Source organism: Virgibacillus salinus (assembly GCF_900102415.1).
Lineage (GTDB): Bacteria > Bacillota > Bacilli > Bacillales > Amphibacillaceae > Lentibacillus > Lentibacillus subterraneus.
This window is the reverse complement of the sequence record NZ_FNKD01000001.1, coordinates 522,324-540,504: the sequence shown is the minus strand read 5'-3', so window position 1 is coordinate 540,504 and position 18,181 is coordinate 522,324. Positions and strand designations below refer to the sequence as shown.

Genomic DNA, 18,181 nt, shown 5'->3' with positions numbered 1-18,181 from the left:
CCCACCAACATTATTGAGGTGGGTTAATTGATTTAATAAATTGGCTTGCTTCAGTTATTTCATCATTTGTATACTTTTGCTTCGGCTTGACGGTATGTATCTTTTCAACCATGTCCGCCTCCGTTAAATCATCAAAATAAAGCATTGTCGATACAAGTTCAAGAAAACGCGAACTCTTACCTTTCAATAATTGAACCTGCTTTGTCATATCAGGTATTTCCAATTTAAATTGATTTAAAAATTCCTGACCATCTGCGGTAATGCTGTAGTTATATTGAAAATAGTTACTCTTTTCCTCTTTTTCCTCAGCAATAAAGCCTAGATTACATAGTTCCTCTGTACGAAGCGATAGCTCTTCAGAGTAAGGACCATAGAAATGAAATTGATATTTTTCCTCAAAAGGCATATCACATTTTTGTAATATATAAATCATCTTCTGCAGCTTTTTCCGACCCGTAACTTCATTTGCCACAGAAAAAAATTGCATTAATTTCGCATGATTAGTTAACATTATTTCCCGCTCCTTCACCATATAATAATTCTAAAATTCTTCGTTTGGCTGGGCAATCTTCACTAAGTTCTTCCAACAAATCTTTAGGAAAATACAGCTTATGGTCCGTACGTTTTTTCCCTGAGATAGCTTCAACGATATCCGAATGACGGGAAAGCTCTTTCAGCTCATCGTTAGGCATCATCAAATGAATCGGAAGTCGTTCTTCCTCTTCACCAGGTCGATAAAAATCATATGGCAGATCAGATGACGAATCGACCACAAGGTAATATTCCGGATCAATTCCGGCCTCCTGAAACAACCGATAAAGCTCCATCCACTCATTCATTTGCTGGTTCGGATTAAATTCAATATATTTAAACAGGCGACGATTCATAAACCGTTCACACAAATCATGCAGAATCTCGTCATCTTCCTCCTGCCATAACTGAAAGTAGTAAGAGACAATGGATTCATCCAGTTTCAAATAATCAGCTAGATCAACCTTTTCCTTAAAAAATGAAATAAAATGCATTGGCTTCAGTTTAAAGGTATAATCTGTTTCAAATAAATATTTGGCACGATGGAGGATTTTTGACAGAATGACTTCTGCACTTCTCGTTACAGGATGAAAATATACCTGCCAGTACATTTGGTAGCGACTCATGATATAGTCTTCCACCGCGTGCATTCCACTTGATTTAATGACAACCTGATCATCAATCGGACGCATCACCCGTAAAATTCGTTCCATATCAAAATGTCCATAGCTGACACCAGTGAAATAAGCATCACGTTGCAGATAATCCATCCGATCAGCATCAATCTGGCTTGATATGAGACTGACAACTAATTTGTCCTCATATGTTTTATCAATCACGTCAGCAACCTTTTTAGAAAAACCAGGTGAAACGCGCTCTAAGATTGTATGTATATGTGTATCACCCATAATAATTTGTTGGGTAAAATGCTCATGATCCAGCTTAAATACTTTTTCAAACGAATGGGAAAATGGTCCATGACCCAGATCGTGCAGTAAAGCAGCACATAAGCACAGCAGACGCTCATCATCATTCCAATGCGGGCGGTTTTCGAAATTATAAAGAATCCGGCGGACAATTTCATAAACGCCTAATGAATGGTTGAAGCGGCTATGTTCTGCCCCATGAAACGTTAAATTAGTCGTTCCAAGCTGTTTAATCCGGCGTAAACGCTGAAATTCCGGTGCAGCAATCAAATCCCAGATAACACGATCTTTCACGTGAACATATCTATGGACGGGATCTTTAAATACTTTTTCTTCATTTAATTGTTCATCTTTGTACGCCATTTTTCCAACCCGTTTCTTTTCGACATTATTTACTTTATTATATAATGAATAACCTAAGGATAAAAGAGCCAATCTTTCTGAGCAAAAGGAGAAAACTATGAAAAACTGGAAGGAAATCGTCAGGCACAAGCAGTTTCGCTATCTCGATCATTCAAAAGAAAATTTTTTTAATAAAAAAGCCTATACAGCATTAACGTCGTTTGCAATTGATGATGTACTGGCGCTATCTGTTGGTGGAAAAAACACTGCACCGGCAATAAGGTTATGGGTCCACCCTGATACCGTTGTGTTAGGCATTCCTGATGCACGTTTACCTTATATTGAAGAAGGCGTAGAACTGCTAAACAAACAGGGATATCATGTTGTTGTCCGGAATTCCGGAGGGTTAGCGGTCGCATTAGACGCAGGTGTTTTAAATATTTCGCTGGTCCTGCCTGATGTGAAGCATATTTCTATTCATGATTGTTATGAGGCGATGGTGAGCTTTATCCAGTACATGCTGCGCGACCTGACAAATGAAATTGAGGCCTATGAAATTGTTGGCTCCTATTGTCCTGGTGACTATGATTTAAGTATCGGCGGCAGAAAATTTGCTGGGATTTCACAGCGTCGAGTAAAAGATGGAGCAGCCATTCAAATATACTTGGATGTGGAAGGAAAAGGTGTTGAGCGAGCATCATTGATTCGTGATTTTTATAGGGTGGGGCTTAAAGACGCTGAAACCAAGTTTTCGTTTCCAGATGTGGATCCATCAACAATGGCTTCGCTAACAGAACTTTTAGGGACAAAAATAACTGTTAATGGGATGAAGGATCGTGTTTTAGAATCCCTTCAGCACTTTAGTAACACGATTGTAACGGATGATTTTTCCGCTGATGAACTGGAGGCTTTTAAAACAAGATACGAACAAATGGTCAAGCGGAATGAGAAAATTGCTGGGATGCAGTGATTTATCGACCGCAATAACTGTATATCAACCCGATACATCGTTTATCAACCCGGGAATTCATTTATCAACCTGCAATCTCGTTTATCAACCTGATATGCGGTTTATCGACCGGGGATTTGATTTATCGACCGCAATAACTGTATATCAACCCGGTATTCCGTTTATCAACCTATATATCCATATATCAACCTGAAAACTCATCTATCAACCAACCAGCATACGGTATCAACTTAAAAAAGGCTTACAGCAGAACTTCAATTCGCTGTAAGCCTTTCTTTTTTGTATTATGCTTGTGCTGCTGTAATGATTGCCAGTTTATAGACATCGTCAGCACTGCACCCTCGCGATAAGTCATTCACAGGTTTGTTGAGCCCTTGCAGAACTGGACCTACTGCTTCAAACTCTCCTAATCGCTGGGCTATTTTATACCCGATGTTTCCCGCTTCAAGACTTGGAAAAATAAATACATTCGCATCACCTTTCAAGACGGAATCTGGAGCTTTTTTCGAGGCAACACTTGGAACAAATGCTGCGTCAAACTGAAACTCGCCATCAATTACGAGTGAAGGATTTTTTTCTTTTGCAAGATTTAATGCGTCAACAACTTTATCTGTTTCTTCAGACTGAGCCGAACCTTTTGTCGAAAAACTAAGCATTGCAATACGTGGGTCAACATTAAACAATTCGGCAGTAACAGCACTCTCTACTGCTATCTCCGCCAGATCCTGACTGTCAGGGTTAATGTTGATCGCACAATCAGCAAACACATATTTTTCATCGTTTCGAACCATGATAAATACGCCGGAGGTCTTTTTAATTCCATCTTTTGTTTTTATAATCTGTAATGCTGGTCTGACAGTATCCGCGGTTGAATGAGTCGCACCACTAACAAGTCCATCTGCCTGATTCATGTATACAAGCATCGTTCCAAAGTAGTTCGCATCAAGCAAGGTTTCTCGTGCTTGTTCAGCGGTAACTTTTCCTTTACGGCGTTCAACAAAGGTTTCCACCATTAAATCAAATTCAGCAAAGTCTTTTGGATCCATTAATTTGCATGTGGAAATATCGACACCAATTTCTTCTGCTTTCTGTTTCATCTTGCTCCTATTCCCTAATAAAATAGGTGTTAGAATACCAGCTGCACCAAGTTGGCTTGCTGCGGTAAGAATTCGTTCATCCATCCCTTCCGGAAAAACGATAGATTTATCAGTTGTTTTTATTTTATCACTTAATTGATCAAAAAGATTACTCATGATTGAGTACCTCCTATTATATTTTCTACTTAAAATGATAATTGATTATCGAGCCTATTAAAAGAAATCACCCTTCATTTTTGCAGTAATTTTGACGGACTGGTGACAAAACCTTATTCCATGATTATCGTTCCCTAATTATGATATAGTAAAAACATATGATGAATAATTTCAAATTGATGAAGGAGAGATATAGAATGGCAGCTGAAGCAGTTGAAACCTTGGATGGCTGGTATTGTTTGCATGATTTACGCACGATTGACTGGACATCCTGGAAATACGCATCCAGTGAAGAGCGCGAATCAGCAATCCATGAATTTAAAAATCTACTTACCAAATGGGAAGCTGTTGAAAATGAAGAAAATGGAAGTCATGTTTTATACAAAGTTGTTGGCCAAAAAGCTGATTTAATGTTTATGTTTTTGCGTCCAACTATGGATGAGTTGACTGATATTGAAACGGAATTTAACAAATCAAAATTTGCCGAATTTCTACTTCACGCCCATTCGTATGTATCTGTTGTTGAGCTTTCGAAATATGGCCCTCAGCATGCGGAGGATGATCCTAGAACACAGGAACGCCTGAAACCGATTCTGCCTAAATGGGAGCATATTAGTTTCTATCCGATGAACAAAAGTCGCGACGGTGAAGATAACTGGTATTCAGTCGACTTTAAAGAACGGGCAAAACTACTTTATGAACATAGTAAAACAGGCCGAAAATACGCAGGTAATATTAAGCAAATCATCACTGGTTCCTTCGGTTTTGATGACTGGGAATGGGGCGTAACCCTTTTTGCTCACGATCCTTTACAGCTGAAAAAAATCGTCTACGAAATGCGCTTTGATGAAGTAAGTGCACGCTTCGGTGAGTTTGGCGAATTTTTCGTTGGAAACCACTTGGCAAAAGATGATATTGACGCTTATTTACACGTATAACTAAATGAAAATTGTCTCGATAAATTCGAGGCAATTTTTTTGTTTAATTTGAAGGAGAAACTCCTACCAGATTTTGAGATTTTCAACCACAACTTACACATACACGTGTGTGGTTCATTCCTGCTATAAAAAATCCTCTAAGGACAGTCATCATTCCGCCCATACTTACATACACATATTTAGTAGACCTAACAGCACGAGTTACAAAAACGAGGTGTGTTTGGTGTGGCTGTTATTCGATACAATCAAAAAGAATTAAAATTATCGGCAAGGTTAATGCGTGCAAAAGCTGAAGAGGACGGTAAACTTGGCATGCTTATGGTGGGAAACACTGATTGTGAGTCAGGCCCGTCAGAAGGATATAAATTTAGTTAGAAAACTTGGCATTCGCTGATGGGATTCTTATGAAGGTGTATTTTGCTTTCTTAGAACTCCTTATACTCTGAAATGCATGCCTTAATATAGATAAGCTTTAGCTGCATCTTTACAGTATTTTCTTAACTGCCAAGAAGGGTTTTTAGCTGAAAAGGTACTATCCCGCATCAAACTCTTTGTGGTTTTTCAGGCTAGAGGGCGCATGTCAAACCCCATGGAACATAGGCAGGTACAAAGCAAATTGTTACTATGCACCAACAGCATTTGAATGTCCAAAAGCATACTAATAGGAGGTTTTTTTATGAGTGAAAACGAGAGAAATAAAAATCAAGGCTTTACAAATTCGTACCAGCAATATCCTTACTATTACTATCCACAATTTTCACCAGCGTATTATCCAGCTTATGACCCTAGGCAAATGCCTCAGAGTCCGCAAAATCAGCAGAACCAGCAGGCACAACAGCAACAACAAGCTGATGGCATGGGGCAACTTGGTACTGGGCAACTTCCAATGGAGCAATCTTACATTGAAAATATTCTTCGGCTGAATGAGGGAAAAGCTGCTACCGTGTATATGACATTTGAAAATAATAGTCAGTGGAATGCTAAAGTTTTTAGAGGAATTGTTGAAGCAGCTGGAAGAGATCATATCATTTTAAGTGATCCTCAATCAGGAAAAAGGTATTTACTGTTAATGATATACCTTGACTATGTAACTTTTGATGAGGAAATTAATTACTCCTACCCATATGGAAATGGAGAATCAGTATACCCATCACGATAAACAACTGTTGAACGTTAGAAAAACTTGGTATAAAACCAAGTTTTTCTATTATCAACAACTGGGGGAAGTTCAAATGAGACATCCTTACGAAAAATTCATTCGCCTTGAATTGATAACCCTTGTATTAGTTGTGATAATTGGGCTAATTTCTATTTTTCAAGGTATTCTCATCATTATGTTGTTTAGTTTATATTTATTAGCTATTAGTATTTTCTGTGAAGCAATTATTGCTATGAACACTCATAATACAGCAGAGGGTGCGAAACAATTTGTTAAAGCCACTATGCTTATGCTTGTCACAACCATCCTTCTTTTCCAACTATAGATATTTCATAACAGCATACCCAAGCAGCACCCAGCCAATTAGAAATGCGACGCCGCCAATTGGTGTAATCATTGCAAAAGTTTTAATACCGGTAGTTGAATAGATATATAGCGTGCCTGAGAATAATAGAATACCAACCAGGAACATCCAGCCTGCCCAGACCATGCCGCCGCTCTGTAATTTCGCTAGTAGTAGTCCAGTAATCAGTAGTGCCATTGTATGAAACATTTGATAGTTAACTGCTTTGTCCCACGTTTTTAAGGCTTTTTCGGACAACTTCCCCTCAAGCCCATGTGCTCCGAAAGCTCCCAGGGCAACTGCCAGGAATCCATTTATTGCTCCCAGAATTAAGAATAACTTCATAATTTATGCCCCTCTCTTTTTTCAGCAGTTAAGAAAGTATTAATACTTTCTTACTGCATAAGTGCAACTAAGGCTTAGCTAGGCGATAAGCCAAGCTTTCTAATGTTGTTAAAAGTCGAATATGGAACTGCCATTTGCATCGTCATCTTCTTCAATTTCACGACGTGTTGTGCTTTCTTTTCGACCATTATTGCTATGTCCGATCATCGCTTTCATTTCTTCCGTTGAAATCTCACTACTATTAGATTTTGGTTTCTCTTCCAATATTAGTTCACAAAGAAGCTGTACATTAGCAATATGTTTTTGCACCACAGCATTATCATCGCTTTTTTGCTGTGCCTGCGTTAATTCCTTCATCATTTTCTGAATGATTGTATCAGTTGCCACTGCCATGATGACCACTCCTTTTTTCAATCTGAACTCAATTTAGTATAACACTATCAGCAGAATTACAAAAAGCCTTGAAGGCTATCTTCAAGACTTTTTGTGCTTAATCCGTTATATCGTTAATTGACATTATGTAGGTGTAAGGGAATACAATTAAGCATTCACCTGCTGCTCCCTCGTATAGCGCTCATAAACCCATTGTAAAAACTCTACTTCGTTCTTATACAATCGCCTTCCAAGCTTTTCTTCTGTATCCTCCAGTAGCTGCAAAAAGCTTCTCATAACGCTATATCCCCCTATTGTGGTGCAACCGTATTCTTCCCCTTTTATAATTGTACCGTTTATTATATTGGTAATCAACAGAAAATTTGCTAAATTATTCAATTCACTGATAAAATATCCTTATATTTTACAGGTTCGGAATTTTAAATGGTAATTAATACCTATTATATAAAATTTTACACTAAATAAGGGAGATAAACAAGAACGAAAATAAACATCAACGAAGTGCCAATAGTACGCAAATGTCGATTGTTTTTCTGTATAAAGTCCATATGGTATTTCCCTAGAGTATTGAATAATCAGCAGAATTATCCAGAATACGCCAAACAGTTGCACTTATGCACTAAGAATGGATTTATACTTTCTTAACTGCCAAAAAAACAGGCCTCCATTAGAGACCTGCTTTCATTCTATTCTTCATCCAATTTTTCCTCTAAGACCGAGATGCGTGCGCGTAATTCATTGATCTCTTCTTTTGTAGCTAAGCCAAGCTCTTTTGCCATGTCTTGGGTTTGTTCAAATTGCTTGGTGCTCCACTCGTCTGTCTTCATTTCGCCCTTTTCAACAAAGTTACGCATTACCGTTCTTGCCTGTTCCTGGGATAACTCATTTTTATCAACAAGTTCCTGCAGTTTTCGGTCCAATTTCTCTTTACCACTTACTGCTGCTCCAAGGCCTAATAAGAATCCTTTTCTTAAAATATCACTCATTATCTACACCCCCCTAATGGCTTGGTTTTATAAAATTGATAGTGTTTTTTAAAACAACTAAAAGCGTTAATAAAAATACTTCTGTTACGGTGCCTCAAGTATTATCAGATTGTTAATATATACGAAAGCACCCATAACAATCATGACAAAAATAATTCTTTCAAGCAATAGATTAAAATGGTGTACCTGCTTTGTGTGTACTGCTGTTCTTTCTGCCATTACTTATTTCTTTCCCCACTTTCCAGCCAATCTAACATAGCTCGGGAAAATGAAAGAGTTAGCTTCAGGGTATATTTAAAAATCGAATGGTTAGATTTTTGCCCGTGATCTACCTTAATAAATATACGTATGTCTTCCTTCAATTGATACGTCATTTGGTAAAATAAAATTCTTTTCATCCATTGTTTCGATAATTGTATCATAATCACAGCTAATTTTTGCACCCTCCACCCATTCCATAACAAATACTCGATTCGTGCAAAGATATTCATAATATGATTGAATGTGAATTTGTTTGCTTGATTTCTTATTTTAAAGTATAAGCTATGTGCGTGTTCTTGTTCAAAACAGAGTTCTTTATCCATGACACATGTAATTCTATGTACAGTTCTGTCGATTTTTAAAATTTTCTGCGTCAAAAATAGTTCTTTATACCTGTTAAAATGAGAAAAAGGTCGTACAAATAGTTCTAAATAACCATTCGTAATATTTTGAAAATTAGTAAAAGCTTGTATATAATAGGAGTATGTAGTGAATTTCTACTATATAATTCTATGAATCTAGGGAGGTTTTTTATGAAGAAGTTAGTAGCATTTATTTCAGCAAGCGCATTGATTTTATCGTTGGCAGTTCCAGCAGCAGCTAACGATTCATCAGGTCAGGCAGATAAAGTAACCAATTGGGATAAAGAACGTTATGGTGATACAGTAGATATTACGTCTCACCTGAACAAGCTAACTGAGGATGAGGATTTCCAAAAAGAATCGGAACAGATCATTAAGGAATCAGCTAAAGATTTAAATGATGGTGAGGAAGATAGCAACTCATCTCAAAATGATGATGGGAATTCAACAACATCTGTTGGTAGTACCAAGTCCTTCCTTAACCGTGATCTTGCATTTAAACAATTCACTTTAAAGAGTGTTGGTGAAAATGTGGAAATCTGGGTTGCGAACGACCTAAGCTTTCCTGAAGGTGACCCCCGTGATCCACAAGTTGTCACACAAGAGCAAGCAGACAAGTTACGTGACGAATTTGATTCGAATATCTATCCGACCGTAACGGGTTTCTTTGGTACACCTGATTCACTCGATGGTAATGAAGCGGCTTTAGAAGACCTTGGCATAGTACCTGAGGGATATTACCAATCAGAGGATGGTAACGATAAAGTAATCATGCTGGTCGACAATATTACGGATGATAACTACTACGATCCAGATTATCCATTCTTTGTAGCAGGGTTTTTCTGGCAAACCTTGGAACAATATATGGATCGTAATATAATTACAATTGATGCTAATAATTGGGAAGAACGATTAGAAGGTACATTCTTCTCCACCACCATTCATGAAATGCAACACTTGATCCACGCAGACAATGACCCAACTGAAACATCATGGCTGAACGAGGGATTCTCAACATTTTCCGAATACCTAGGCGGTTATGGACATGATGCCGGATCAATAAACTTTCTACTAGACCATCCAGAGAATTCATTAACAAATTGGGATGACCATGTAAATGCTGAAACAGGTCCGGAAACGATTGCCGACTATGGCTTGGTTTACTTGTTCACCCTTTACAACTACGAACAATTTGGACAAGATTTCATTTTAGATGTTGCTAAAAGTCCATTGACCTCAATTGAAAGTTACAACCAAGCGTATCAGGACAACGGAATTGACGAAACATTTCAGAGTGTTTACGAAAAATTCGTTACTGCTGTTTTGATGGATGAACCTGATAATGTGAAAGGTGAAAAAGGTATTTACGGCTTCGACATAATTGACTTACGTGAACTTCCGGTAGATGACGAAGGAACTGAACGTGGTACAACCGTTAATTTTGAAAAAGCAAAGCAATATGAGAAAGATGGTGTTCCAGCATGGGGCGCTGACTATAAGGTATTAGATTTTGACAGTAAAATTAAAGATATCACTTTTAACGGCATTGACTTCCTACCAATGAAGTGGGAGACTGTCGCAGACCCTCTTGATTCAGCAAACGATGTGTTCTGGGGTAATGAGGGACATGAAGCTGATCACAATCTAATATTTGAAGCTGACTTATCCAATGTATCTGAAGCAACACTTAATTTTGATCACTACATGGATATTGAAGAACAGTGGGACTTTGGTGCTGTCCAAGTTTCGACTGACAATGGCCAGTCATGGACTAGTCTCGCCAATGAAAATACCCGCTCAGACATCGTTCCTGAAGGTTACCCAAAGATTAAGGAAAACCTGCCAGGATTCACCGGGCATTCTGAAGACTGGGGACAAGAAAGCTTTGACCTTTCCGAATATGCTGGTCAGCAGGTTCACATCTCCTTCCGCTATTTAACAGACTGGGGATACAATGACACTGGATGGTTTATTGACAATATCGCTATTCCGGAAATCGGTTTAAGTTATGATGGCTCTTCTACTGACGATTTCCTATCAAAAGGAGAGCTAGCAGAAGATTATGTTAACTACTCCGTTACATTTGTAAATAAAGACGAGCATGGAAAATACAAAGTAAAACATGTAGATCCTTTTAATGTTACGGATGAAGACGCATTACAATTAAGACAGTTGTTCAAAAAAGGAACCAACTACATGACAACCTGGTATTCAGCACCATCTGATCAAGTAGACCCAGTTCCTTTTGAATATGAGATTAAGTTAAAATCAAATAACGGGAAAAAATAACTAATACTAAAGGCTGGTCATCTATCTGGATGATCAGCCTTTTGTCATTGTCTAGGAAACTATAAAATTAAAGTGCTGTAGATAACTGGACTCCCGAATCAGCCATGTACAGGACGTACTAGTGCCGGTGACGCCACAGGACGGGCGTTCTCACCGGCCAGCGCCTAGCGCCTAGTGGACTTCCCTCCCCGTGTCCACGATAAGAAATAAAGGATGTTCGACTAAAACCACCACATCCTGTGGCAACGTCGAACTACCCCACGTCCTGTGGGGCAGCTTACGCTCTTCGTGTATCCTTTTCGCTTTCCAAGCATAAGATTCATCTTGACTTTCGCCATCATTGGCGATAAGTCAAGTTCATCTAATCTCGGGGAAAAGGAAGATCGACTAAGACCGCCGCTTTGCGCGGCAACGTCGACCTAGCCGCAGCGCTGAACAGGAGCTTACGTTTTTGTCATTCCTAGTCATATCTTTTCGTATACTTTATAATAGAAATATAAGATTTTTACTTAGGGGGGAAATCATGAAAAATAACTCGTATGAAATGAGCAACCATTTAAAATTTATTATCCCATCGCTTCTTGGAATATTCCTGTTTATGACTCCTGTTGGTACTGATGGTGGCATGACAATTCCGATTGCTGTTTTAGCCAATTGGATACAGGAATTACTTGTTAATCAGCTATCAGCGATCATGATGATAATTATTACGTTAACTGCAATCATGACCATTGTTGCTTGGTTGCTTGGTAAGGAAGCTTTTAGTAAGACACCATTTTTTCAACAGTTATTTCACGTAAGTATATTTTGGGTAATAACCCGTATTCTTGCAGCCATTTTTGCAATCATGGTTTATTTCCGAATAGGTCCTGAAGCAATACATGGACCAGCTACAGGGCAACTATTATTAGGTGACTTACTGCATGTACTTTTCGCTGTATTTTTATTTGCTGGCCTATTTCTGCCACTATTAATGAATTATGGTTTATTGGACTTATTTGGTACATTAATGACCAAGGTAATGCGCCCATTATTTAAACTTCCTGGACGTGGATCAATTGACTCTCTAGCATCGTGGATAGGTGATGGCACAATTGGTGTTCTGCTGACAAGTAAACAGTATGAAGGAGGCTACTATACAAAACGTGAGGCGGCTGTTATTGGCACCACATTTTCGGTTGTTTCGATTACATTTACTTTAGTCGTTATTAGTGAAGTAGACCTAATGCATATGTTTATTCCGTTTTATTTAACAGTAATTGCAGCAGGGTTTGTTGCAGCACTAATCATGCCACGAATTCCGCCGCTTTCCACAAAGGCAAATACGTATATTACAGAAGCTGAGGGCGGTATTGAAGAAGATATTCCCGAGGGTTATAATACACTGACATTTGGCTATAAAAAAGCATTGGACCGCAGTAAGAAAGAAACAAGTATCACTAAGTTCTTTAAAGAAGGCGGACAGAACATCCTCGATATGTGGATGGGGGTTGCACCTATCGTGATGGCTTTCGGCTTAATTGCCTTAATTATCGCTGAATATACTCCAGTATTTACCTGGCTTGGGCTTCCGTTCATTCCATTATTGGAATTAATGCAAGTTCCATATGCTCAAGCAGCGTCTGAAACCATTCTAATTGGCTTTGCCGATATGTTTCTTCCTGCCATTATTGGATCTTCCATTGAAGCGGAAATAACCAGATTTATTATTGCGGCCTTATCAGTTACACAGTTAATTTACATGTCAGAGGTTGGTGGGCTTTTACTTGGCTCCAAAGTGCCTGTCTCATTTAAAGACTTATTTATCATCTTTCTTTTGAGAACACTGATAACACTGCCGATCATCACCTTAATAGCGCATATGTTATTTTAAAGAAAGGCTTTTTTCTAAAAGTTAGTTGTTTTTGGAAGAAAAGATATAAGCTGTGACATTAGAAAACTTGGCTTATCGCCAAGCCTTTATATAGATAAGCCTTAGTTGCACTTATGCAGTAAGAAAGAACTTATATTTCTTAACTGCCAAGTAAACAACCCACCATTTCATAATGGTGGGTTGCTTTAATTATAAATTAATTAAAGGGGGTATTATAGTATACGTTTTAATGAAATTTTTGTTTCGTTATTTTTTTAATTTTTTTGGTATTGAGTGAAGTATTTTTCGGTACTTCCTGATTCACTACCTCTTCCTCTGATTCCTTTTCAACAAGATTCATATCGTAGCCAAATTCCTCTGCCTTTTGCCGCATGAATTCATAGAAGCTTTGACTCTTGTTCGGCCCAACATGATATACACCTGTAACATCATTTTGAACAAATTCAACAACCACATTTGCCAAGTCATCAACATATACAAACGTGCGAATTAAATCATCCCGAAAAGCAATTCGTTTATCTGACCGAAGATGATAAGATAATTTATCGGTTCGTTCGTCAAGTTTACCTATTTTATTCTCACCATAAATCGGACCAGCGCGCAATATAGTATAATTGGACAGTTCTTTCGTGATAAAGCGTTCTGCCTTTACTTTTGCATTAGCATAATTAGCCAGCAAATGGTCATCGGGCAATTTTGACATTGGATCATCTTCATTATATGGGCCTTTACCTTCTGCAAATACAAAATCTGATGAAATGTAAACTAATTTTGTTTGTGGTGTGAGATGCGTTATTAAGTGCATAAGCCCTTGATCTACCAGTTCATGTTCATTTGGCCCACTCATCACTGACCATACCACTACATCAGGTTGTGCTTTTTTAAAGAAATCAGAAAATGACTCTGGCTGATTAATATCCAGTTTATATAAATCATCAAACATGGTCGGTTCTCTTAGGAATGTGCCAACCACTTCGACATCACGAGTATCTTTTAGCAATTGATATATAGAAGCGCCTGTGTAGCCACTTGCTCCAAATACACATACTTTCATCTCTATTCACCTTCCCTTTCCCATATACTTTGTTTTAAGCATGATGGTGGTGATCTTTATTTTCCCGTCGACTAAACAGCCTTTTCAATTTTGAAATGTTTCCCTCAATAATTGGCTGACTTACTACTTGGATTGGTTTGCTAGATAAGACAAGAACAATTGTTGCCGAAATAGCAGCCAAACCTACTAAATCCAGTATGTTATTTATCTCAAATAATCCTGCTTGCCTGAAAAATTGAATAAAAAACCCGTGCAACAGATAGACATATAATGTTCTTGTGCCCAACTTTGTGAATTTATTGTGAGCTTTAGGAATCCATGCTAATACGCTGATTGCCATAATAGCTGACATAAGATATACGAGTAATCGTGCAAACAAGCCAAACTCTGGCTGACCTAAATCACTGTATGATTTGGAAGCAAGCAGCCACCCTGAATTAAAATCAGGCGCAATATATATAGCTACTGCTACTGTTGCCATAATTGCAATTGATGCTATCTTCGCACTCTTATGCTTTATCCACATTACATGATTCTGCGTTAGCCAGTAACCCAACAAGAAAAATGGGAAAAATACGAATGTGCGAGATAAACTAAATGTGTGTCCAATTTCTCCAAAATAGCCAACTGCTAAGCCAATACTTATAGCAGTGATTACGCTTAGTACTGCTGGAATCTTTTTAAACCAATACAGCAATATGTGCCAGCTGAATAAACTAAACAGGAACCATAATGACCAGTGCGGGTAGAACACACCCGTCTGCCAGCCTTCTTTGCCAATGAAAAAGTAATAAACTGTATATAGAACCTGAAAAATAACATATGGCACTAATAATTTTCTAGCTAAATTTAATATATATTTCTTGTTCCCTGATCCTTTTGCAAAAAAACCTGCCAGGAAAATAAATGCTGGCATATGAAAAGTGTAGATCCATAAATAAAATGAACTCATTTCCCGTGATCCATCCGTAAATGGCTGTATCATATGGCCAAATACGACGAGGAAAATTAAAAATACTTTTGCGTTATCAAAAAATGCATTTCGTTCCATGCTTCTCATCCCTTTTACGTTCATAATCATCCAACCCTATAAATCTTATACCCGATTCCAAACAGAAATACGATAGTATACCAGCGATTTATTGAGGTTGTTATTGAATTGTAAACGGAATGAAAAAATGAAATATAAGTGTTAGAAAACTTCGCATTGTTAACGGGACTCTTATGAAAGCGTATTTTGTCAGCTAAGACCCCTTATATTTTGGAGTAAAAGCCTTAATGGGGTGAGTGAAATAGTTGGACTACTTATGCAGTAAGAAAGTATCCATCATAACTGCTAAAAAGAAACATGCCCCTTCCTTATAGGATAGGTGACATGCTCATTTTATTTAGCCGTCTTTTTCTTTTGTGTTGACGTTTTAGTCTTTGGTTCTGGTTTCTTTTTCGACTTTTCTTTTGTCTTTTTTTGCTCATTTTCCTGAGTACGATCGAGTGAAGCCTGCAGTGCGTCCATTAAATTAGTTGCTTTCTCAGGCTTCGGCTTGTCTTTTGCAGTTGTAACTTCTTCCTGATTTTTCTTTTCCTCGATTAGATCTAATAAAGCGGAACGGTATTCATCTTTATATTTTTCTGGATCAAAGGTTGTCGTTAATTGATCAATTAGCATTTTGGCCGTATCCAGCTCTTTCTTTGGTGTATCGGCTTCTTCTGGAACATTTGGCACGTCCTGGACATTACGAACTTCATCTGGAAAATGTATTGTTTCCACTACAAGTGTGTTCTGATAAATACGGATAACCGCTAGTTGTTCTTTTGAGCGTATAATCATTTTAGCAATTCCGATTTTCCCTGTGTCCTCAAGTGCAGAACGCAGCAGACTGTATGCCTTGCCTCCACCTTCACTCGGTGATAGGAAATAACTTTTTTCAAAATAAATTGGGTCTATTTCTTCTAATTTTACAAAGTCAACAATTTCTACGGCCTTATCAGCCTGTTCCTTCTTTAAGTTTTCCAGCTCTTCATCATCCAGAACAACAAATTTGTTTTTGGCATATTCATACGCTTTTACAATTTCATCATTTTCAATCTCTCGGTCACATACTGGACATGTACGTTCATACTTTATCGGAGATTGACATTCTTTATGAAGCTGTCGTAATTTCACGTCTTTATTTTCGGTCGCAGCATGCATCTTTACAGGGATGTTCACAAGTCCGAAGCTGATGGTTCCCTTCCACATCGTGTGCATTATCATAACCTCCCTTTTTACCATAGTGTACCGCCATAGATTTTTTTTATCCTTTTGATATTTTTCTATTGTATGAGCAACATTAATATAAAGGAGTGTGTTAGCCGTGAATATAATGAAGCCAAATGCCAGTGAGCAAATTCCGACCGGGACTGAGTGGGTTTATGAAGTAAAGTATGATGGATTTCGCTGTGTTCTTCATTGGGAGAAAGAGACTATCCGTTTAATAAGCAGGAACGATACAGATCTTACTGCAAATTTTCCAGAGATCATTATGGCTTGCCTGGCCAAGCAATCGTCAATTGAGGATTCCCTTCCACTCCGAGTTGATGGTGAATTGGTTGTTTTGAATAATGAATACCAGGCCAATTTTTCCTGGATTCAAAAGCGTGGACGTCTTAAAAATAAAGAACCAATCGAAAATGCTGCTGCAACTCGTCCAGCAAGCTTTATGGCGTTTGATTTACTGGAATATGAGGGTGAATCACTAGTCAACGAAGAGTTTGCTGAACGTAAAAAAAAGCTTGCTGTCATTTTTGACAAGGGACAGTTTGAGAGCCTGTTACGTTATGTACCTTTTACAAATGATGCAGATGAATTGTGGGCGAAGGTATTTGACTATAAAAGTGAAGGCATAGTCGCTAAGCGTTTGAATAGCGTATACGGAGATAAAAAGAAGCATAACGATTGGTTTAAAATCAAAAACTGGCGCAAAATTAATGGGTTTTTAACTTTTTATAATACTAAAAATGACTATTTTACTGTTTGTGTTTTTGATCATGATGAAGTTCTTTCTATTGGCAAATGTAAGCATGGGCTGGATGACGAGGAATCTTATACTTTGAAAGATCTATTTCGCTCAAATGGGGCAAAAGAAGGTGATGGATTCAGACTGCCACCTGCAATATGTGCTGAGATTAATACGTTAGACTTATTTAAAAGTGAGTTACGAGAGCCCGAGTTTAATCAGATACTGCCAAGTATGGAAGCCACCGATTGCACATTAAATAAATTAAAGCTCGATATCACATTACCTCCTAATATAGTTGAACTTACAAATACAGATAAAATTTTCTGGCCACAGGCTGATATGACAAAAGGTGATTTACTTGTTTACATACGGGAAATTTCTCCTTACATGCTGCCTTTTCTCAAAGATCGACGTTTAACAGTTATTCGCTGTCCTGATGGAGTACATAAGGAATATTTTTTTCAAAAACATCTACCCGATTACGCACCATCCTTTATTAAAAGTGTCTTTATTGAGGATGAGGAGTTCTTTATTTGTGATTCATTGAATTCATTATTGTGGTTTGCTAATCATGGAGCAGTTGAATTTCATATTCCATTTCAATCGGCTGACAATGACACCCCAACGGAAATAGCTTTCGACTTGGATCCACCTGACAGAGAGGCATTTCCACTAGCTATTAAGGCTGCCAATATACTGAAACAATTGCTTGATAACCTTGAATTAGTTTCATTTGTTAAAACATCTGGCGGAAAAGGGCTGCAAATACACATTCCTATCCCGAACGAAAGCATGACGTATGATCAGACAGGGGTTTTCACCCAAGCAATCGCCTGGACAATTGAAAAGGAACACCCTGATTTATTTACTACTGAACGACTCAAGAAAAACAGAGGAGACCGCCTGTATATTGATTATTTACAGCATGGCAAAGACAAAACATTAATTGCCCCATATTCACCACGGAAAAGAGATGATGCAACAGTTTCAGCACCATTATTTTGGGAAGAAGTTAAGGAAGGACTCACGCCTGATTCGTATACAATTGCTAATGTTGTTGAACGTGTGAAGAGGGACGGATGCCCGTTCGATCGTTATTTTGAAGTGGGTAAAACGCAAGTAATGGATAAAATCTTGGGGCTTGTGGTGAGGTAATC

21 protein-coding genes are annotated in these 18,181 nt (G+C 38.0%); 9 read left to right on the top strand and 12 right to left on the bottom strand.

Going from position 1 to position 18,181, the window contains the following annotated elements:
- Positions 1-10: 10 nt before the first annotated feature.
- The gene (locus BLS02_RS02695; RefSeq protein WP_092491419.1) at positions 11-511 is read right to left on the bottom strand and encodes a YwgA family protein; all 501 of its coding nucleotides are present in this window, start codon (positions 509-511) and stop codon (positions 11-13) included.
- Positions 501-1,820, bottom strand: a complete 1,320-nt coding sequence (locus tag BLS02_RS02690) for an HD domain-containing protein (protein WP_092491418.1) — start codon at positions 1,818-1,820, stop codon at positions 501-503. Before BLS02_RS02690 ends, BLS02_RS02695 begins: the two co-directional genes overlap by 11 nt.
- Before the next feature lie 97 nt (positions 1,821-1,917).
- Here BLS02_RS02690 and BLS02_RS02685 point away from each other — a divergent pair, with 97 nt between their 5' ends.
- Positions 1,918-2,769, top strand: a complete 852-nt coding sequence (locus tag BLS02_RS02685; protein ID WP_092491417.1) for a lipoate--protein ligase family protein — start codon at positions 1,918-1,920, stop codon at positions 2,767-2,769.
- On the top strand, positions 2,744-2,962 hold the full coding sequence (locus tag BLS02_RS18700) for a hypothetical protein (RefSeq protein WP_139180754.1): 219 nt from the start codon (positions 2,744-2,746) through the stop codon (positions 2,960-2,962). The genes BLS02_RS02685 and BLS02_RS18700 overlap by 26 nt, the downstream gene beginning before the upstream one ends.
- Positions 2,963-3,053: 91 nt before the next feature.
- On the opposite strand, the gene pta is transcribed toward BLS02_RS18700, so the two are convergent.
- Entirely contained in the window at positions 3,054-4,022 is a 969-nt protein-coding gene (pta, locus tag BLS02_RS02680) for a phosphate acetyltransferase (protein ID WP_092491416.1), read from the bottom strand.
- 197 nt (positions 4,023-4,219) lie between these two features.
- Between pta and hemQ the strand changes: the two genes are divergently transcribed.
- From hemQ to BLS02_RS02660, 4 genes are all read left to right on the top strand, one after another.
- Positions 4,220-4,960 carry a hydrogen peroxide-dependent heme synthase gene (gene hemQ / locus BLS02_RS02675; RefSeq protein WP_092491415.1) on the top strand — a complete coding sequence of 247 codons (741 nt, stop codon included), beginning with the start codon at positions 4,220-4,222 and terminating at the stop codon, positions 4,958-4,960.
- Between the two features lie 225 nt (positions 4,961-5,185).
- Positions 5,186-5,335, top strand: a complete 150-nt coding sequence (locus BLS02_RS02670; protein ID WP_425445144.1) for a hypothetical protein — start codon at positions 5,186-5,188, stop codon at positions 5,333-5,335.
- Between the two features lie 301 nt (positions 5,336-5,636).
- On the top strand, positions 5,637-6,119 hold the full coding sequence (gerQ, locus tag BLS02_RS02665) for a spore coat protein GerQ (protein ID WP_092491414.1): 483 nt from the start codon (positions 5,637-5,639) through the stop codon (positions 6,117-6,119).
- 73 nt (positions 6,120-6,192) lie between these two features.
- Positions 6,193-6,444, top strand: coding sequence for a hypothetical protein (locus BLS02_RS02660; RefSeq protein ID WP_092491413.1), 252 nt, complete (start codon positions 6,193-6,195; stop codon positions 6,442-6,444).
- Here the strand turns inward: BLS02_RS02660 and BLS02_RS02655 are convergent.
- The 6 genes from BLS02_RS02655 to BLS02_RS19270 all read right to left on the bottom strand — a co-directional run bounded on the left by BLS02_RS02655 (position 6,439) and on the right by BLS02_RS19270 (position 8,645).
- A complete protein-coding gene (locus BLS02_RS02655) occupies positions 6,439-6,807 on the bottom strand; it encodes a DUF423 domain-containing protein (protein WP_092491412.1) in 369 nt (122 codons plus the stop codon). The genes BLS02_RS02660 and BLS02_RS02655 overlap by 6 nt on opposite strands.
- Positions 6,808-6,915: 108 nt before the next feature.
- Positions 6,916-7,200 carry a YwdI family protein gene (locus BLS02_RS02650; protein WP_092491411.1) on the bottom strand — a complete coding sequence of 95 codons (285 nt, stop codon included), beginning with the start codon at positions 7,198-7,200 and terminating at the stop codon, positions 6,916-6,918.
- A gap of 147 nt (positions 7,201-7,347) precedes the next feature.
- Positions 7,348-7,476 (bottom strand): hypothetical protein, encoded by a 129-nt coding sequence (locus tag BLS02_RS19280; RefSeq protein ID WP_281243639.1) that lies wholly within the window; start codon positions 7,474-7,476, stop codon positions 7,348-7,350.
- A gap of 410 nt (positions 7,477-7,886) precedes the next feature.
- The gene (locus tag BLS02_RS02645; protein WP_092491410.1) at positions 7,887-8,186 is read right to left on the bottom strand and encodes a phasin family protein; all 300 of its coding nucleotides are present in this window, start codon (positions 8,184-8,186) and stop codon (positions 7,887-7,889) included.
- Between the two features lie 84 nt (positions 8,187-8,270).
- Positions 8,271-8,405 (bottom strand): hypothetical protein, encoded by a 135-nt coding sequence (locus BLS02_RS19275; protein ID WP_281243638.1) that lies wholly within the window; start codon positions 8,403-8,405, stop codon positions 8,271-8,273.
- 114 nt (positions 8,406-8,519) lie between these two features.
- Entirely contained in the window at positions 8,520-8,645 is a 126-nt protein-coding gene (locus tag BLS02_RS19270; protein WP_302846731.1) for a hypothetical protein, read from the bottom strand.
- 335 nt (positions 8,646-8,980) lie between these two features.
- Between BLS02_RS19270 and BLS02_RS02635 the strand changes: the two genes are divergently transcribed.
- Positions 8,981-11,098, top strand: a complete 2,118-nt coding sequence (locus BLS02_RS02635) for a choice-of-anchor J domain-containing protein (protein ID WP_092491408.1) — start codon at positions 8,981-8,983, stop codon at positions 11,096-11,098.
- A 523-nt stretch (positions 11,099-11,621) separates the two neighbouring features.
- A complete protein-coding gene (locus BLS02_RS02630) occupies positions 11,622-12,971 on the top strand; it encodes a YjiH family protein (protein WP_092491407.1) in 1,350 nt (449 codons plus the stop codon).
- Between the two features lie 226 nt (positions 12,972-13,197).
- Here the strand turns inward: BLS02_RS02630 and BLS02_RS02625 are convergent, their stop codons facing one another.
- From BLS02_RS02625 to BLS02_RS02615, 3 genes are all read right to left on the bottom strand, one after another.
- Positions 13,198-14,025 carry a sugar nucleotide-binding protein gene (locus tag BLS02_RS02625; protein ID WP_092491406.1) on the bottom strand — a complete coding sequence of 276 codons (828 nt, stop codon included), beginning with the start codon at positions 14,023-14,025 and terminating at the stop codon, positions 13,198-13,200.
- A gap of 34 nt (positions 14,026-14,059) precedes the next feature.
- Positions 14,060-15,076 (bottom strand): acyltransferase family protein, encoded by a 1,017-nt coding sequence (locus tag BLS02_RS02620; RefSeq protein ID WP_092491405.1) that lies wholly within the window; start codon positions 15,074-15,076, stop codon positions 14,060-14,062.
- A gap of 333 nt (positions 15,077-15,409) precedes the next feature.
- Positions 15,410-16,273 carry a non-homologous end joining protein Ku gene (locus BLS02_RS02615; RefSeq protein ID WP_092491404.1) on the bottom strand — a complete coding sequence of 288 codons (864 nt, stop codon included), beginning with the start codon at positions 16,271-16,273 and terminating at the stop codon, positions 15,410-15,412.
- 115 nt (positions 16,274-16,388) lie between these two features.
- On the opposite strand from BLS02_RS02615, the gene BLS02_RS02610 reads away from it, so the two are divergent.
- Positions 16,389-18,179: a DNA ligase D gene (locus BLS02_RS02610; protein WP_254788736.1), complete on the top strand. Its 1,791-nt coding sequence runs from the start codon at positions 16,389-16,391 to the stop codon at positions 18,177-18,179.
- The last annotated feature ends 2 nt before the right edge of the window (positions 18,180-18,181 follow it).

What these genes read in the sequence shown, in the direction of transcription:
- BLS02_RS02695 (WP_092491419.1), bottom strand. Translation starts at nt 511, where the DNA reads ATGTTAACTAATCATGCGAAATTAATGCAATTTTTTTCTGTGGCAAAT.
- BLS02_RS02690 (WP_092491418.1), bottom strand. Translation starts at nt 1,820, where the DNA reads ATGGCGTACAAAGATGAACAATTAAATGAAGAAAAAGTATTTAAAGAT.
- BLS02_RS02685 (WP_092491417.1), top strand. Translation starts at nt 1,918, where the DNA reads ATGAAAAACTGGAAGGAAATCGTCAGGCACAAGCAGTTTCGCTATCTC.
- BLS02_RS18700 (WP_139180754.1), top strand. Translation starts at nt 2,744, where the DNA reads ATGAGAAAATTGCTGGGATGCAGTGATTTATCGACCGCAATAACTGTA.
- pta (WP_092491416.1), bottom strand. Translation starts at nt 4,022, where the DNA reads ATGAGTAATCTTTTTGATCAATTAAGTGATAAAATAAAAACAACTGAT.
- hemQ (WP_092491415.1), top strand. Translation starts at nt 4,220, where the DNA reads ATGGCAGCTGAAGCAGTTGAAACCTTGGATGGCTGGTATTGTTTGCAT.
- gerQ (WP_092491414.1), top strand. Translation starts at nt 5,637, where the DNA reads ATGAGTGAAAACGAGAGAAATAAAAATCAAGGCTTTACAAATTCGTAC.
- BLS02_RS02660 (WP_092491413.1), top strand. Translation starts at nt 6,193, where the DNA reads ATGAGACATCCTTACGAAAAATTCATTCGCCTTGAATTGATAACCCTT.
- BLS02_RS02655 (WP_092491412.1), bottom strand. Translation starts at nt 6,807, where the DNA reads ATGAAGTTATTCTTAATTCTGGGAGCAATAAATGGATTCCTGGCAGTT.
- BLS02_RS02650 (WP_092491411.1), bottom strand. Translation starts at nt 7,200, where the DNA reads ATGGCAGTGGCAACTGATACAATCATTCAGAAAATGATGAAGGAATTA.
- BLS02_RS19280 (WP_281243639.1), bottom strand. Translation starts at nt 7,476, where the DNA reads ATGAGAAGCTTTTTGCAGCTACTGGAGGATACAGAAGAAAAGCTTGGA.
- BLS02_RS02645 (WP_092491410.1), bottom strand. Translation starts at nt 8,186, where the DNA reads ATGAGTGATATTTTAAGAAAAGGATTCTTATTAGGCCTTGGAGCAGCA.
- BLS02_RS19275 (WP_281243638.1), bottom strand. Translation starts at nt 8,405, where the DNA reads ATGGCAGAAAGAACAGCAGTACACACAAAGCAGGTACACCATTTTAAT.
- BLS02_RS19270 (WP_302846731.1), bottom strand. Translation starts at nt 8,645, where the DNA reads ATGGAATGGGTGGAGGGTGCAAAAATTAGCTGTGATTATGATACAATT.
- BLS02_RS02635 (WP_092491408.1), top strand. Translation starts at nt 8,981, where the DNA reads ATGAAGAAGTTAGTAGCATTTATTTCAGCAAGCGCATTGATTTTATCG.
- BLS02_RS02630 (WP_092491407.1), top strand. Translation starts at nt 11,622, where the DNA reads ATGAAAAATAACTCGTATGAAATGAGCAACCATTTAAAATTTATTATC.
- BLS02_RS02625 (WP_092491406.1), bottom strand. Translation starts at nt 14,025, where the DNA reads ATGAAAGTATGTGTATTTGGAGCAAGTGGCTACACAGGCGCTTCTATA.
- BLS02_RS02620 (WP_092491405.1), bottom strand. Translation starts at nt 15,076, where the DNA reads ATGGAACGAAATGCATTTTTTGATAACGCAAAAGTATTTTTAATTTTC.
- BLS02_RS02615 (WP_092491404.1), bottom strand. Translation starts at nt 16,273, where the DNA reads ATGCACACGATGTGGAAGGGAACCATCAGCTTCGGACTTGTGAACATC.
- BLS02_RS02610 (WP_254788736.1), top strand. Translation starts at nt 16,389, where the DNA reads ATGAAGCCAAATGCCAGTGAGCAAATTCCGACCGGGACTGAGTGGGTT.